This window comes from Kitasatospora sp. NPDC098652 (assembly GCF_044760155.1).
Taxonomy (GTDB): domain Bacteria; phylum Actinomycetota; class Actinomycetes; order Streptomycetales; family Streptomycetaceae; genus Kitasatospora.
Genome location: NZ_JBIWAQ010000011.1, coordinates 172,946 through 187,441 on the forward strand (window position 1 = coordinate 172,946; position 14,496 = coordinate 187,441).

The 14,496-nt window shown below is 72.6% G+C and carries 13 protein-coding genes; 5 read left to right on the forward strand and 8 right to left on the reverse strand.

Annotated features, from left to right (window positions below; all coding sequences use genetic code 11):
- Positions 1 to 188: 188 nt before the first annotated feature.
- Positions 189 to 3,044: a DEAD/DEAH box helicase gene (locus tag ACIQWA_RS24020; RefSeq protein ID WP_402485704.1), complete on the reverse strand. Its 2,856-nt coding sequence runs from the start codon at positions 3,042 to 3,044 to the stop codon at positions 189 to 191.
- Between the two features lie 256 nt (positions 3,045 to 3,300).
- On the opposite strand from ACIQWA_RS24020, the gene ACIQWA_RS24025 reads away from it, so the two are divergent.
- Positions 3,301 to 3,675: a hypothetical protein gene (locus ACIQWA_RS24025; RefSeq protein WP_360230245.1), complete on the forward strand. Its 375-nt coding sequence runs from the start codon at positions 3,301 to 3,303 to the stop codon at positions 3,673 to 3,675.
- Positions 3,676 to 3,710: 35 nt separating this feature from the next.
- Positions 3,711 to 4,094 carry an ArsR/SmtB family transcription factor gene (locus ACIQWA_RS24030; RefSeq protein WP_402485542.1) on the forward strand — a complete coding sequence of 128 codons (384 nt, stop codon included), beginning with the start codon at positions 3,711 to 3,713 and terminating at the stop codon, positions 4,092 to 4,094.
- Positions 4,095 to 4,130: 36 nt separating this feature from the next.
- On the opposite strand, the gene ACIQWA_RS24035 is transcribed toward ACIQWA_RS24030, so the two are convergent.
- Positions 4,131 to 5,303 (reverse strand): aminotransferase class V-fold PLP-dependent enzyme, encoded by a 1,173-nt coding sequence (locus tag ACIQWA_RS24035; RefSeq protein WP_402485548.1) that lies wholly within the window; start codon positions 5,301 to 5,303, stop codon positions 4,131 to 4,133.
- Between the two features lie 201 nt (positions 5,304 to 5,504).
- On the opposite strand from ACIQWA_RS24035, the gene ACIQWA_RS24040 reads away from it, so the two are divergent.
- Entirely contained in the window at positions 5,505 to 5,882 is a 378-nt protein-coding gene (locus ACIQWA_RS24040; RefSeq protein ID WP_402485551.1) for a YrdB family protein, read from the forward strand.
- A 174-nt stretch (positions 5,883 to 6,056) separates the two neighbouring features.
- Positions 6,057 to 6,518, forward strand: a complete 462-nt coding sequence (soxR, locus tag ACIQWA_RS24045; protein WP_360230251.1) for a redox-sensitive transcriptional activator SoxR — start codon at positions 6,057 to 6,059, stop codon at positions 6,516 to 6,518.
- 84 nt (positions 6,519 to 6,602) lie between these two features.
- Here soxR and ACIQWA_RS24050 read toward each other — a convergent pair whose 3' ends face one another.
- Genes ACIQWA_RS24050 through ACIQWA_RS24070 form a run of 5 tightly spaced genes read right to left on the reverse strand, consistent with a single transcriptional unit; the run spans position 6,603 to position 12,372 of the window.
- Positions 6,603 to 7,628, reverse strand: a complete 1,026-nt coding sequence (locus ACIQWA_RS24050) for an ABC transporter ATP-binding protein (protein ID WP_402485555.1) — start codon at positions 7,626 to 7,628, stop codon at positions 6,603 to 6,605.
- Entirely contained in the window at positions 7,628 to 8,635 is a 1,008-nt protein-coding gene (locus tag ACIQWA_RS24055) for an ABC transporter ATP-binding protein (RefSeq protein WP_402485558.1), read from the reverse strand. Before ACIQWA_RS24055 ends, ACIQWA_RS24050 begins: the two co-directional genes overlap by 1 nt.
- Positions 8,635 to 9,621: an ABC transporter permease gene (locus tag ACIQWA_RS24060; protein ID WP_402485561.1), complete on the reverse strand. Its 987-nt coding sequence runs from the start codon at positions 9,619 to 9,621 to the stop codon at positions 8,635 to 8,637. Before ACIQWA_RS24060 ends, ACIQWA_RS24055 begins: the two co-directional genes overlap by 1 nt.
- Positions 9,622 to 9,652: 31 nt before the next feature.
- Positions 9,653 to 10,615, reverse strand: coding sequence for an ABC transporter permease (locus ACIQWA_RS24065; protein WP_402485564.1), 963 nt, complete (start codon positions 10,613 to 10,615; stop codon positions 9,653 to 9,655).
- An 8-nt stretch (positions 10,616 to 10,623) separates the two neighbouring features.
- A complete protein-coding gene (locus ACIQWA_RS24070; RefSeq protein WP_402485567.1) occupies positions 10,624 to 12,372 on the reverse strand; it encodes an ABC transporter substrate-binding protein in 1,749 nt (582 codons plus the stop codon).
- Between the two features lie 174 nt (positions 12,373 to 12,546).
- On the opposite strand from ACIQWA_RS24070, the gene ACIQWA_RS24075 reads away from it, so the two are divergent.
- Positions 12,547 to 14,007, forward strand: coding sequence for an aminopeptidase P family protein (locus tag ACIQWA_RS24075; protein WP_402485570.1), 1,461 nt, complete (start codon positions 12,547 to 12,549; stop codon positions 14,005 to 14,007).
- 20 nt (positions 14,008 to 14,027) lie between these two features.
- On the opposite strand, the gene ACIQWA_RS24080 is transcribed toward ACIQWA_RS24075, so the two are convergent.
- Positions 14,028 to 14,357, reverse strand: a complete 330-nt coding sequence (locus ACIQWA_RS24080) for a helix-turn-helix domain-containing protein (RefSeq protein ID WP_402485573.1) — start codon at positions 14,355 to 14,357, stop codon at positions 14,028 to 14,030.
- Between the last annotated feature and the right edge of the window lie 139 nt (positions 14,358 to 14,496).

Genomic DNA, 14,496 nt, shown 5'->3' on the forward strand with positions numbered 1-14,496 from the left:
CGCCCCCCGGCCCCCCGGCCCCGCCCGCCGGCCGGGGTCCGCCAGACCGCCCCCGCCCCGCCGCGTGATCCCGCCAAGGCCGCAGGCCTGGCGGCTTCACCCCCTTCATCGCCAGGAGGTCGGTGCGTACGCGAAGGGGCCCGCGCGTTCGGTGGCGAACGTGCGGGCCCCTTCGCGTTGCCGGGGGCTCAGCCCACGGAGGAGTAGGCGATGATGCCGCGGCGCAGGCCGTCGACGGCCTTGCGGGCGGTCCTGCGGAGTTCGGCGTCCTCGCCGGCCGCGTCCTGGATCTGGCCGAGGACGTCGATCAGCTGCTTGGTCCAGCGGACGAAGTCGCCGGCCGGCATGTCGGCGTCGCGCAGGACCTGGTCCAGGCTGTGGCCGAGCGCCCAGCGGTAGGCGGCCCAGGCGAAGCCGAGGTCGGGTTCGCGCTGGCCGACGCCTTCGGCGGTGTTGATCCGGTGCTGCTCCTCCAGGGCGTCCAGGTGGCCCCAGATCCGGACCATCTGGCCGAGGGCCTCCTTGGCCGCGCCCTCCGGCACCCGGGGGGCGCCGGCGTCGTCGGCCTGGCGCGCCTCGAAGACCAGCGCCGAGGCGCAGGCGGCGAGTTCGGCGGCGGCGAGGCCGCTCCAGACGCCCTCGCGGATGCACTCGGAGGCGAGCAGGTCGAGCTCGCCGTAGAGCCGGCCGAGCCGCTTGCCGTCGTCGGTGACGGTGTCGCCGCTGAGGTAGCCGAGGTCGGTGAGCAGGCCGCAGACCCGGTCGAAGGTGCGGGCGATGGTGTGGGTGCGGGAGCGCATCCGGCGTTCCAGCAGTTCGGTGTCGCGGTGCAGCCGGTGGTAGCGCTCGGCCCAGCGGGCGTGGTCCTCGCGGTCGGTGCAGCCGTGGCAGGGGTGCTGGCGCAGTTCGGTGCGCAGCCGGGTGATCTCCGGGTCGTCGGCGGCGGCCGCGCGGCCGCGCTGGAACCGCTCGGGCTCCAGGTGGCCGGCCTTGGTGCGCAGCGCGGAGGCGAGGTCGCGCCGGGACTGCGGGCTGCGCGGGTTGAAGGACTTGGGGATGCGGACCCGTTCGAGGGCGACCACCGGGTGCGGGAAGTCGATCATCGCGAGCCGCTTGACCTGCCGCTCGGCGGTGAGCACCACCGGGCGCGGGCCGTCCTGGTAGTCGGGGTGGCGCGGGCCGCCGCGGCCGGAGCGGCTGACCGGCGGCAGGCCCGGGTCGAGGACCAGGGCGAGGCCGGCGAACTTGCCGGTGGGGACGTGGATGACGTCGCCCGGCTTGAGCTGCTCGATCGATTCGATGGCGGCGGCGCGGCGCTGGCTGCTGCCCTCGCGGGCCAGCTCGTTCTCGCGGTCCTTGAGCCGGCGGCGCAGCTCCATGTACTCGTCGAAGTCGCCGAGGTGGCAGGTCATCGACTCGCGGTAGCCGTCCAGCCCCTCCTCGTTGCGCTGCACCTGACGGGCGATGCCGACGACCGAGCGGTCCGCCTGGAACTGGGCGAAGGAGGTCTCCAGCAGTTCGCGGGAGCGGTGCCGGCCGAACTGGGAGACCAGGTTGACGGCCATGTTGTAGGAGGGCCGGAACGAGGACTTGAGCGGGTAGGTGCGGGTGCCGGCCAGGCCGGCCAGCGCCTCCGGGTCGAGGCCGCGCTGCCAGAGCACCACGGCGTGGCCCTCGACGTCGATGCCGCGCCGCCCGGCCCGGCCGGTGAGCTGGGTGTACTCGCCGGGGGTGATGTCGGCGTGGGTCTCGCCGTTCCACTTGACCAGCTTCTCCATGACCACCGAGCGGGCGGGCATGTTGATGCCGAGCGCCAGGGTCTCGGTCGCGAAGACGGCCTTGACCAGGCCCTTCACGAAGAGCTCCTCGACGACCTCCTTGAACCGGGGCAGCATCCCGGCGTGGTGGGCGGCGATGCCGCGCTCCAGCCCGTCCAGCCACTCGAAGTAGCCGAGGACGTGCAGGTCCTCGTCGGGGATGTCGGCGCAGCGCTCCTCGACGATCGACCGGACCAGGGCGCGGTCGGAGTCCTTGTTGAGCCGCAGGCCGGAGCTGAGGCATTGCTGGACGGCGGCCTCGCAGCCGGCCCGGCTGAAGATGAAGGTGATCGCGGGCAGCAGGCCCTCGGCGTCGAGCCGGTCGATGACGTCGACCCGGCCCGGCGTCCAGACCTTGCCGGGACGGCCGTTGGGCATGGAGCGGCCCCGGCCGCGGCCGAAGCGGTCGCGCGGGTTGCGGTCGAGCTCGGAGCGGGCGAGCCGGACCAGCTCAGGGTTGACGGCCTTGCCGGGGTTCTTGAGGCTGTGCTTGGGGCGGCCGTCCCGGTCGGGGTCGGCGAACAGGTCGTACATCCGGTTGCCGGCCATCACGTGCTGCCACAGCGGGACGGGGCGGGTCTCGGAGACGATCACCTTGGTGCCGCCGCGCACGGTGTCCAGCCAGTCGCCGAACTCCTCGGCGTTGGAGACGGTCGCGGAGAGCGAGACGAGGGTGACCGACTCGGGGAGGTGGATGATGACCTCCTCCCAGACGGCGCCGCGGAAGCGGTCGGCGAGGTAGTGCACCTCGTCCATCACGACGTAGCCGAGGCCGTCGAGGGTGCTGGAGCCCGCGTAGAGCATGTTGCGGAGCACCTCGGTGGTCATCACCACCACGGGGGCGTCGCCGTTGACGGTGTTGTCACCGGTGAGCAGGCCGACCTTGGCGGCGCCGTAGCGCTTGACCAGGTCCCCGTACTTCTGGTTGGAGAGCGCCTTGATCGGCGTGGTGTAGAAGCACTTGCGGCCGGCCTGGAGGGCCAGGTGCACGGCGAACTCGCCGACGATGGTCTTCCCGGAGCCGGTGGGGGCGGCCACCAGGACGCCGGAGCCGGCCTCCAGCGTCTCGCAGGCCTCCACCTGGAAGTCGTCCAGCGGGAAGTCGTACAGCTGCTGGAAGCCGTACAGGGCGGTGGCCTGCTCCTTGGCCCGTCGACGGCTGGCCGCGTACGCCTCGGCGGGGCTGAGCTCCTGGACTTCCTGGGGCTCTGGATCGGGGGTGTTCATCGCCGTCCGGGTGTGGTTGGTGTGATCTCGCATCTCAGCGAGAGGTTACCCGGGAGGAGTGACATCGATAGCACCGTTTTCCGAGCCAGGAGGTCACTCCTCTCTCAGATCCATAGTTGCAAATGTCTTCAAGTGATCAGGGTCGGGCCAGATCCGAGCGACTCCGGTCATTCCCGGTGGAGTCCGGGATCCGCTCCCTACCTTCGTGAGCCAGGGCCGTGAGCCACGGCCACCGACTCACGGGAGGACCGCCACGATGGCGAACCTGGAGACGTCCCTCAAGGAAGCCATGTCGATCGACGGCGCGATCGGCGTCGCCCTGGTCGACTACGGCAGCGGCATGGCCCTCGGCACCCTCGGGGACGGCGGCGAACTGGACCTCAACGTCGCAGCGGCCGGCAACACCGACGTGGTCCGCGCCAAGATGCGGGCGATGGAGGCGCTCAACCTGCTCGACAACGAGATCGAGGACATCCTGATCACGCTGACGCACCAGTACCACATGGTCCGGCCGATCACGACGCCCACCGGGCGCGGGCTGTTCCTCTTCCTGGTGCTCCACCGCAACCGTTCCAACCTCGCGATGGCCCGCCACCGGCTCAAGCAGATCGAGCTCTCGCTGGAGATCTGAACCCGCCGAGACCAGGAGAGGGGGGCCTCGTGACGATGGGGGCACCTCCCGGCCGAAGGCTGGGGGAGCTGTACCAGGCCAAGGCCGAGTTCTTCCGGATGCTCGGCCATCCCGTCCGGATCCGGGTGCTGGAGCTGCTGCAGGCCGGCCCGACACCCGTCCGCGGCCTGCTCGCCGAACTGCAGGTGGAGCCCTCCAGCCTGTCCCAGCAGCTCGCGGTGCTGCGCCGGTCCGGCATCGTCACCGCCACCCGGGACGGCAGCACCGTGGTCTACGCGCTGGCCGGCGGCGATGTCGCCGACCTGCTGCGAGCGGCCCGGCGGATCCTCACCGGGCTGCTCGTCGACCGCGACCCGCTGCTCGCGGAACTGCGGGCGGCGGGCGACCAGGGGCCGGCCGGCCCCGCGCCCACGCCTTGAACAACCCCTTGAACAACCGCTTGAGCAACCCCGCGCCTACTCCTTGAACAGTTCCACCAGCGCGTCCGCGAGCCGTTCGTAGTCCGCCGGCCGGTTGTACAGCTGGGCGCTCACCCGCAGCACCGCGCCCTCGGGCCCGGGCCGGACGGCGACCCGGATCCGGTGCCGCCGCCACAGCTCGGCCAGCAGCGCCAGGTACTGCGGCTCGGTGTCGCCGTACCCCGCCGGCAGCCGTACGGTGCGCATCCACACCCCGGGCGTCGCGGGCAGCGCCCGCAGGCCCGCCCGCTCGACCAGCACCCGCTGGCCGTACGCGGCGAGCGCGGCGTTGTGGGCGGCGACCGCCTCGACGCCCAGCTCCCGCAGCAGCCCGAAGCCGGCCGGGGCGGCCAGCCACGGGGTGTAGTCGCAGGTGCCGCGCCACTCGACGTTGGCCGGGAAACCCCGGTGGTGCTCCCAGGAGAGTGCGAGCGGGCGCACCCGGGCGGTCCACTCGGGGCGGACGGACAGCACCCCGGTGGCGCGCGGGGCGAAGGCCCACTTGTGCAGGTTGCCGAACCAGAAGTCGGCGTTCGGGTCGACCGGCTCGGGCAGCATCCCGGGGGCGTGGGCTCCGTCCACCACCGTGGTCACCCCGCGTCCGCGCAGCTCGGCGACCAGGGCCGGGGAGGCCACCGTACGGGCGGTGAGCGAGGTGATCCGGTCCAGGACGGCGACGGTGGTGCGGTCGTCCACGGAGGCGAGCACCGTGGCCCGGACGGCGGCCTCGTCCGGGGCGTCCAGCGGCACCCGGGCGACCACCAGCTCGGCGCCGGTCTCGGCGGCCCTGCGGGCGGCGGCCTGGGTGACGGCGCCGTAGCCGTGGTCGGTGACCAGGATCCGGTCCCCGGGGGCGAACGGGATGCTGTCCAGGGCGATCGCGGCCGCCTCGGTGACATTGGCGACCAGGGCCAGCCGGTCCGGGTCGGTGGCCAGTTCGGCGGCGATCCGCACCCGGGCACCGGCGATCCGGGCCGGCAGGTCGGCGAAGAAGCCGTCCGGGTCCAGCTCGTGCTCGGTGCGCAGCTCCTGCTGCACCCGCTGCACCGGGACCGGCACGGCGCCGAAGGAGCCGTGGTTGAGGTGCGCGGCCTGCGGCGAGACGCTGAACAGGCCCTCGGCGGCGGGCAGCGGGGCCGGGGGCTCGGCGGTGCTCAGGTCGTCGACCACGACGGGTACTCCCTCTGGTGATGTGTGACATTGCATGCGCCAGGCTACGGCCCGGTCCCTGTTCCGTACACGTCTTCGGGGCGATCCATTGGGTTCCCGCCATTGAGTTCCCGCCGGACGGGCTGGGAAACTCCGCCTGACCACCGCCCGGCCGGGCCGCCCGGCGAACGGGCAGAGCGAAACGAACGGGGAGGGCACGGGATGAGGATCGAAAGACCGGGACCGGTCGGGCAGCGGCAGTGGACCCCGCTGACCATGGCCAACGCGGGACTCGCCTTCGGGCTGGAGCTCGCCCTGCTGGCCTCGCTCTGCTACTGGGGGTTCCGGACCGGCTCCGGCCTGGCCCCCCGGCTGTTGCTGGGCCTCGGCGCACCGGCCCTGGCGGCCGTCTTCTGGGGGCTGTTCCTGGCCGCGGGCGGGCCGAGGTTCCGCCAGCCGCTGGGCGTGGAGATCGTGCTCAAGCTGCTGGCCCTGCTCACCGGGGCGCTCGCGCTGCACGCCGCCGGGCGGACCACGCCGGCGGTGGTCTACGCGGTGCTGGTGGTCGTCAGCGTGACCGTGGAGTACACCGTGCACTGACCCCGGACGCGGCGACCGGCGGCGACCGTTGCCGGGCAACTCGGCCGCCCGGCGGCGACCGTCGCCGGGCAACTCGGCAGCCCGGCAACGGTCGTGGCGGTCCGGGAAGCGGGTGCCCGGTCACGTCCGATAGGCTGGGACTTCAAGAGAACTTGAAGTCGAGGAGCGGTGGCCATGACCGGAACGGCACCCGTCGACCTGCTCAGCGTGGGTGAGGTGGCCCGCCGGGCCGGGATCGCCACCTCCGCCGTGCGCTTCTACGAGGAGCAGGGGCTGATCTCCTCCGAGCGCTCGGCCGGCAACCAGCGCCGCTACCGGCGGCACGTACTGCGCCGGATCTCGCTGATCCTGGTCGCCAAGCGGCTCGGCATCCCGCTCGCCGAGGTCGCCGAGGTGTTCACCGGGCTGCCCGAGGACCGGATGCCGGGCAAGCACGACTGGGAGCGGATCTCCCGCCGCTGGGCCGAGCAACTGCGCGCCCGCCGCACCGAGTTGGAGCGACTGGAGGACGAGCTGACCGGCTGCATCGGCTGCGGCTGCGTGTCGCTGCGCCGCTGCCGAGTGCTCAACCCCGGTGACGAACTCGCCACCGAGGGGCCCGGGCCCCGGCTGCTCCTGCCCTCCGAGGAGCAGTAGGAGGGGCAGCAGGGCGGGTTGGTACCCGGTCGGACGCGGCCCTCGTGAGGTTCCCCGCCACGCCCGACCGGGGGCTCTTCTGCGTTACGGCTGCTCCGGGAAGTGGCAGGCCGCCTGGCGCCCGCCGGTCCCGACCACCTCCAGCAGCGGCCGCTCCGTCCGGCAGCGCGCCTGCGCCTTGGGGCAGCGCGGGTGGAAGCCGCACCCGGTGGGCGGGTCCGCCGGGCTCGGCGGGTCGCCGAGCAGCACGATCCGTTCCCGGGCCCGCTCCGCTGCCGGATCCGGCAGCGGGACGGCGGACAGCAGCGCCCGGGTGTACGGGTGCGCCGGGCTGCCGTACACCTCGGCCTTGTCGCCGATCTCCACGATCCGGCCCAGGTACATCACCGCGACCCGGTCGCAGACCCGCTTGACCACCGAGAGGTCGTGCGCGATGAACACGTACGCCAGGCCCAGCTCCCGCTGCAACTGCTCCATCAGGTTGACCACTTGGGCCTGGACGGAGACGTCCAGCGCGGAGACCGGCTCGTCCGCGATCACCAGCTTCGGCGAGGTGGCCAGCGAGCGGGCGATGCCGATGCGCTGCGCCTGGCCGCCGGAGAACTCGTGCGGGTAGCGGTCGAGGTGCTCGGGGATCAGCCCGACCAGCTCCATCAGTTCGGCCGCCCGGCCGCGCGCCTCCACGGCACTCGCGCCCTGGACCAGCAGCGGCTCGGAGATGATCCGGGCCACCGTCTGCCGGGGGTTGAGCGAGGAGTACGGGTCCTGGAAGACCATCTGCAGGTGCCGCCGGTGCGGCCGCAGCCGGGCCTGGGACAGCCCGCCGATCTCGGTGCCGTCGAAGGTGACGGTGCCCGAGGTGGGGTCGAGCAGCCGGACGATCATCCGGCCGGTGGTGGACTTGCCGCAGCCGGACTCGCCGACCAGGCCCAGGGTCTCGCCCGCGGCGAGGTCGAAGCTCACCCCGTCCACGGCCCGGACCGGCGCACCGGCCCGGCCGGTGCGGCTGCGCCGTCCGGCGAAGGTCTTCACCAAGTCCCGTACGGACAGCAGCGGTTCGGACCGTGGCGGCTGGGACAGTCGCGGCTCGGACAGTCGTCGTTCGGCCATCAGAGGGCCCCTTCCGGCACCAGTGGCAGATGGCAGGCGGCCCGGTGGCCGGCCCCGGGCGGGCCGAACGGGTCGAGCGGCGGGCGCTCGGCCAGGCAGCGGGCATGCTCCTCGGCGGTCGCCGCGGTGGTGCGGGCGCAGCGCGGGGCGAAGGAGCAGCCGGGGGCGGGGGTGAGCAGCGAGGGCGGGCTGCCGGGGATGGCCCGCAGCGGGGCGTCGTCGGAGTCGTCCAGGCGCGGCAGCGAGTCCAGCAGGCCGCGGGTGTACGGGTGCGCGGGTGCGGCGAACAGCCGTTCCGCCGGGGCCTGTTCGGCCGCCCGGCCGCCGTACATGACCAGCACCTCGTGGGCGACCCGGGCGACCACCCCCAGGTCGTGGGTGATCATCACGACGCCGAGCCCGCGGTCCTGCTGGATCCGGGCGATCAGGTCGAGGATCTGCGCCTGGACGGTGACGTCCAGCGCGGTGGTGGGCTCGTCCGCGATCAGCAGGTCCGGTTCGCAGGCCAGCGCCATGGCGATCATGACCCGCTGGCGCATCCCGCCGGAGAACTGGTGCGGGTACTCGTCGACCCGGCGGGCCGGTTCCGGGATGCCGACCTCGGCGAGCATCTCCACGGCCCGGGCCCGGCCGGCCTTGCGGCCCGCCCGGAAGTGCACCCGGTAGTGCTCGGCGATCTGTTCGCCGACCGTGTAGAAGGGGTGCAGGCTGGACAGCGGGTCCTGGAAGACCATGGCGATCCGCCGGCCCCGGACGGCGCCCAGCTCCCGCTCGCCCAGGCCGGTCAGCTCCCGGCCGTCGAGCCGGATCGAGCCGGAGACGGCGGCGCCGCGGTGCAGGCCCATCAGGGCCAGCGAGGTGACGGACTTGCCGCTGCCGGACTCGCCGACCAGGCCGAGGGTGCGCCCGGCCTCGACGGCGAAGGAGATGCCGTCCACGGCCCGAACGGTGCCGCGCGGGGTGTCGAAGGCGACCTTGAGGTCCTCGACCTCCAACAGGCTGGCCATCAGTACCTCACTCTCGGGTCGACGTACGCGTAGAGCAGGTCGACCAGCAGGTTCGCCACGACGATGAAGAAGGCCGCGAGCAGGGTGACGCCGAGGATCACGGGCTGGTCGGAGCGGGCCAGACCGTCGTAGAACAGCCGGCCGACGCCGGGCAGGCCGAAGATCGACTCGGTGATGACGGCTCCGGCCAGCAGCCCGCCGAGGTCCATCCCGAAGATGGTCAGGATCGGTGTCGTCGCGGAGCGCAGCCCGTGCTTGACGGTCACCGTGCGCGGCGGCAGCCCCTTCGCCCGGGCGGTGCGGATGTACGGCTCGGCCATCGCCTCGATCATCGAGGTGCGGCTCTGCCGGGCGTACATGGCCGCGTACAGCAGGGCGAGGGCGGTCCAGGGCAGCAGCAGGTTGGTGGCCCAGCCGAGCGGGCCGTCGGTGAACGCGTGGTACGAGGGGTAGGGCAGCAGCCCGGCCGTGCGGACCACGCCCCAGATCAGCATGATCGAGGTGAAGTAGACCGGCAGGGAGGCCGCCCCGACCGAGAGCACCATCAGGGCCCGGTCGGTGAGGCCGCCCTTGCGCAGCGCCGAGGTGACGCCCGCGCCGAGGCCGAGGAGCAGCCAGAGCACGGCGGCACCGAGGGCCAGCGAGACCGAGACCGGCAGGCGGTCGGCGAGCAGGTCCCGGACCGGCAGCCCGTACTCGTAGGAGTAGCCGAGGCAGGGGAAGCCGCAGTGCACCGCGCTCGGGCCGGTGCCGTAGTCGCGGCCCGCGAAGATGCCGGTCAGGTAGGTGCCGAACTGCTCCCAGACCGGCTTGTCCAGGCCCATCGCCGCCTTGACGTCGGCGAGCCGCTCGGGGCTGCAGGTCTTGCCGCAGGCGGCCGCGGCCGGGTCGTTGGGCAGCAGGTAGAAGATGGTGAAGGTGATGGCGCAGATGGCGAGCAGGATGCCGGCCACGCCGAGCAGGCGGCGGCCGAGGTAGAGGATCACGACCGGCCTCCGCGGGGGTCGGGGTAGCGGATCACGAGCGGGCTCCCCGGGGGTCGAGGATGTCGCGCAGCGCGTCCCCGAGCAGGGTGAAGGCGAGCACGGCGAGGAACAGGAAGGCGGTCGGGATGAGGAAGTAGGTGGGGTCGGTCTCGTACTGGGAGATGCTCTCGGCGATCATCTGCCCCCAGGAGGGGGTGGGCGGGCGGACGCCCACGCCGAGGTAGCTGAGCGCGGCCTCGGTGGCGATCATGCCGGGGATCAGCAGCGTGGTGTACGCGATGACCGGGCCGGAGACGTTCGGCAGGATCTCCCGGGTGAGGATCCGCCAGGAGCGGGCGCCGCCGACCCGGGCGGCCTCGACGTACTCGCGGTGCTTGAGCGAGAGGGTCTGGCCGCGCACCACCCGGGCGATGCCGGGCCAGGTGAACAGGCCGATCACCAGGGTGATCAGCAGGATCCGGTTGACGTCCTTGGCCACCGACATCATCGCGATCATGAAGATCAGCGAGGGGAAGGACATCGTGAGGTCCATCAGCCGGGACAGCACGGCGTCGGTCCGGCCGCCGAAGTAGCCCGCCGTGACGCCGGCCAGGGTGCCGGCGACCACGACCACCGCGGTCGCGGTGAACGCGATCAGCAGCGACACCTGGCCGCCGTGCAGCACCCGGGCGAACAGGTCGCGCCCGGTGATCGGCTCCACGCCCAGCCAGTGCCGGGTGCTGATGCCGCCGAAGTCGCCCCTGGGCATGCCGCCCAGGTAGGCGTCCACGGCGCGCTTGTCGAACTCCTCGGGGGACCAGCCGCCGAGCGCGCTCAGCGGGCCGGCCAGGGCGGCCGCCAGGACCAGCACGCCGACCGTGACCAGCCCGAACCGGGCCGAGCCGCGGGCCCACAGCTGGTCCAGGACCAGCCGCCACGGCCCGCGCCCGGCCGCCTTCGCGGGGCCCGTCGGCGCGCCTTCCGCTGTCGCAGGGGGTTCCGTGGTGGTGCTCATCGGGCCGCTCACTTGCCCTTCGCCGGGTCCTTGAGGCCCACCACGGCCAGGTCGATCATCCCGGCGTAGCCCGAACTGCCGAACGCCCCGGCCACGTTGGTGCCGACCATGAGCGGACGGCGCTGCCACATCAGCGGGACGGCCGGGGCCTTGCGCATCAGGTCCTCGTCCAGCTGCTGCCAGGCCTTGTTGGCCTCGTTGACGTCCGGCATGGCCGCGATCGCGTCCATCCGGTCCATCGTGGCCTGGTCCCGGAACTGGCTGAGGTTGCCCTGGTTGCCCTTCTCCTTGATGGTGCGTCCGTCGAACTGGAACGGGAGGAAGGTCGCGGCGGACGGGTAGTCCGGGCACCAGCCGCTGATGGCCAGTTCGGGAGCGTTCCTGGTGTCGCCGAGGGTGTCGGTGAAGGCGGACGGGTCCACGGTGTTGACGGTCACCTGGACGCCGGCCTTGGCCAGCGACTGCTGGATCGCCTCGGCGCGGGTCTTGTCGCCGAGCGAGACGGTGAGCCCGACCTTGAGGTCGGTCTTGCCGGCCTCCTTGAGCAGGGCCTTGGCCTTCTCCTGGTCCCCGGTGGCCGGGATCTTCAGCGGGTCGGCCTTGAGCCCGCCGGTCAGCGACGGCGGGAGGAAGGAGGTCGCCACGTCGGCCATCGCCGGGCCGCCGAACGCGGTCACCTGGGCCTCGCGGTCGACGGCCCACATCATCGCCTCGCGCGCCTTCGGGTCGTCGAAGGGCGCCTTGGCGGTGTTCAGGTACAGCATGTCCGTACAGCCGGTCCGCTCGGCGGCCATCCGGGACTTGACGTCCGCCTTGGGCAGCACCTTGGCGACCGACTCGTGCTGCATCCAGGGCATGTTGATGGCGTTGCCGTCGGCGCCCTCGCTGGCGATGATCCGGTCGTCCGCCTGGCCGCCCTTGATGCCCTCGGTAACCACGATCCGGTCCGGGTAGGCCTTGCGGACGGTGTCGGTGCCCTGGTCCCAGTTGGTGTTGCGGACCAGCACCAGCTGCTTGCCCCGGTCGTAGCTCTCGATCTTGTACGGGCCGGAGGAGAACGGCCGGGAGTCGTACTGGGTGCCCTTCTCCTGGGACTGCGGCACCGGGGCGAAGGTCGGCAGGGTGACGGTGTCCGAGAACTCGGCGACCGGGCGCTTGAGGTGGAAGACGACGGTCTTCTCGTCCGGGGTCTCGATGCTCGCCAGGTGCTGGCCGGTGAGCGGGCCCTTGTAGTTCTCGCCGCCGGCCAGGTACTGGATCGCGTAGTCCGGTCCGCCGGTGAGGTCCGGGGAGAAGGAGCGCTCGACGTTGTACTTGATGTCGGCGGACCTGATCGGGCTGCCGTCCTCGTACTTGAGGCCGTCCTTGAGGGTGAAGGTCCAGGTCTTGCCGCCGTCCGAGGACTTGCCCAGGTCGGTGGCGAGGTCCGGGACGATCTCGCTGCCGGCGGCCCCCGGCTCGGCCTTGAAGGTGGTCAGGGTGCGGTAGAGCAGCCGGGTGCCGAAGTCCATGTGCGGGACGGTCCAGTTGCGGGCCGGGTCGAGGTGGGCGAAGTCCTGGTTGGTCAGGACGGTGAGGGTGCCGCCCTTGGCCGGGGCGCCGCCGATGACCGAACCGCTCTCCGCGCCCGGTCCCTTGGTGCTGCCGGGGGCCGCGTCGCCGCCGCTGTCGCTCTTGTCGTTCTTGCAGGCCCCGAGGCCGAGGGTGAGGGTCGCCGCGAGGGCGGCGGCGAGGAGGGCATGGCTGCGCCTGGTCATGTGGCAACTCCGCTGTGGGGGGCCTGCATCGGTCAGCGGGGCCGGCTCTGGCCGCGCCGCTGTGTGACCCGTAACATAGTAATGTGAAATTGCACTGCACAAGGGGTGACGCCCGCCGTTACCCAGCTGTGTCCCACCAACCCCAGCTCCCCACCCCCGCCTAGGAGTTCACCGGTGACCCCACCCCAGCCCCGGCTCGCCACCGGCAGCCACGACCTCCCGGTCTCCCCCGCCCTCGACGCCTTCATGGGCACCGCCTGGGCCGCCACCCCGCTCCCCGCCGACCAACGCGTCCCCGGCTACCCCGAGTTCGCCCGCCGCCGCGCCCGGCTCTCCGCCGCCTTCCCCGGCGAACGGCTGATCGTCCCCGCCGGACGCCTCAAGGTCCGCTGCAACGACCTCGACCACCGCTTCCGCCCGCACAGCGCCTACGCCTGGCTCACCGGCCTCACCGGCGAGGAGCAGGCCGACCACGTCCTCGTCCTCGAACCGGCCGGCCCCGAGGGCCACGAACCCGTCCTCCACGTACGGCCCCGATCCCCGCGCAGCGGCGGCGAGTTCTACCGCGACCGGCGCTACGGCGAGTTCTGGGTCGGCCGCCGCCCCGACCTCGACGAGACCGCCCGGCTCACCGGGCTGCGCACCGAACACCTCGACGACCTCGGCAAGCTGCTCGGCGGACCGCAGCCCCCCACCCGGGTGCTGGCCGGCACCGACGCCCTCGTCGACCAGGCCACCGGGCGGCCCCGCGACGACCGGGGCGCCCGGGGCGACGACGAACTCGCCGCCGTGCTCTCCGAGTTGCGCCTGGTCAAGGACACCTGGGAGGTCCAGCAGCTGCAACTCGCCGTCGACCACACCGTCAGCGGCTTCGAGGACGTCGTCCGCGCCCTCCCCGCCGCCCTGCGCCACCACCGCGGCGAACGCTGGATCGAGGGCGTCTTCGACCTGCGCGCCCGCGCCGAGGGCAACGGCCCCAGCTACACCACCATCGCCGCCTCCGGCGCCCACGCCTGCGTCCTGCACTGGATCCGCAACGACGGCGCCCTCGACCCGGACGCCCTGCTGCTGCTCGACGCCGGCGTCGAGACCGACACCCTCTACGCCGCCGACATCACCCGCACCCTCCCGCTGAGCGGCACCTTCACTGCGGTCCAGCGCCAGGCCTACGAACTCGTCCTCGCCGCCCAGAGCGCCGGCATCGCCGCCCTGCGCCCCGGCGCCCGCTTCCGCGACTTCCACCACGCCGCCATGCGGGTCATCGCCGAAGGCCTCGCCGACTGGGGCGTCCTGCGCATCCCCGCCGACCAGGCCCTCGCCGAGGACAACGGCCTCTACCGCCGGTACACCCTCTGCGGCAGCGGCCACATGCTCGGCCTCGACTACCACGACTGCGCCAAGGCCCGCGCCGACCGCTACGTCGACGGCACCCTGGAGGCGGGTATGGTCCTCACCGTCGAACCCGGGCTCTACCTCCAGCCCGACGACGAGACCCTCCCCCTCGAACTCCGCGGCCTCGGCATCCGCATCGAGGACGACCTCGTCATCACCGAGGACGGCGCCCACCTGATGTCCGGCGCCCTCCCTCGCACCGTCCCGGCCATCGAATCCTGGATGGCCACCCTGCTCAGCTGAGGCCCGGTCGAGTCGGACGATCAGGCCACCTTGACCGTCCGCTCCCCCTGCCGTACCGCCACCTCAACCTCGCCACCAATCGCAGCGGCGTATGCCCGCAGGTTGTCCAGGCTGTCCACCTGCCCGTGCTCGATCTGCGACACCCTGGCCTGGCTGACCCCCATCATCCCCGCAACCTCCTTCTGCGTCAGCCCGGCCTTGCGTCGCAGCTCGGCCAGCTCGTGCCCCCGGATCTGCGCCAGCGTCTCCTGGCGCATCCGCGCCCGCCTCGCTTCTGCCTCAGGCGATGCCAGCTCGGGATTGATGCGGAACGCCTCCGCCTTCACCTCGGTCCAGCTGTGACCCTTCATGCGCACTCCCGTCCGCCACTACTCGACGTCATTCGCGTGCCACTCCTTGACCTACGTCAGCAGTGTGATCTCTCGCGCGGGCACGACTAAAGCGCCCTCTGCTACAGGGCCGCGCGCTTTCCCGCTCAATCCACCCCTG

Excerpts from the sequence above, each read along its gene's own strand:
- ACIQWA_RS24020 (WP_402485704.1), bottom strand. The coding sequence starts at position 3,044 with ATGAACACCCCCGATCCAGAGCCCCAGGAAGTCCAGGAGCTCAGCCCC.
- ACIQWA_RS24025 (WP_360230245.1), top strand. The coding sequence starts at position 3,301 with ATGGCGAACCTGGAGACGTCCCTCAAGGAAGCCATGTCGATCGACGGC.
- ACIQWA_RS24030 (WP_402485542.1), top strand. The coding sequence starts at position 3,711 with ATGGGGGCACCTCCCGGCCGAAGGCTGGGGGAGCTGTACCAGGCCAAG.
- ACIQWA_RS24040 (WP_402485551.1), top strand. The coding sequence starts at position 5,505 with ATGAGGATCGAAAGACCGGGACCGGTCGGGCAGCGGCAGTGGACCCCG.
- soxR (WP_360230251.1), top strand. The coding sequence starts at position 6,057 with ATGACCGGAACGGCACCCGTCGACCTGCTCAGCGTGGGTGAGGTGGCC.
- ACIQWA_RS24050 (WP_402485555.1), bottom strand. The coding sequence starts at position 7,628 with ATGGCCGAACGACGACTGTCCGAGCCGCGACTGTCCCAGCCGCCACGG.
- ACIQWA_RS24055 (WP_402485558.1), bottom strand. The coding sequence starts at position 8,635 with ATGGCCAGCCTGTTGGAGGTCGAGGACCTCAAGGTCGCCTTCGACACC.
- ACIQWA_RS24065 (WP_402485564.1), bottom strand. The coding sequence starts at position 10,615 with ATGAGCACCACCACGGAACCCCCTGCGACAGCGGAAGGCGCGCCGACG.
- ACIQWA_RS24070 (WP_402485567.1), bottom strand. The coding sequence starts at position 12,372 with ATGACCAGGCGCAGCCATGCCCTCCTCGCCGCCGCCCTCGCGGCGACC.
- ACIQWA_RS24080 (WP_402485573.1), bottom strand. The coding sequence starts at position 14,357 with ATGAAGGGTCACAGCTGGACCGAGGTGAAGGCGGAGGCGTTCCGCATC.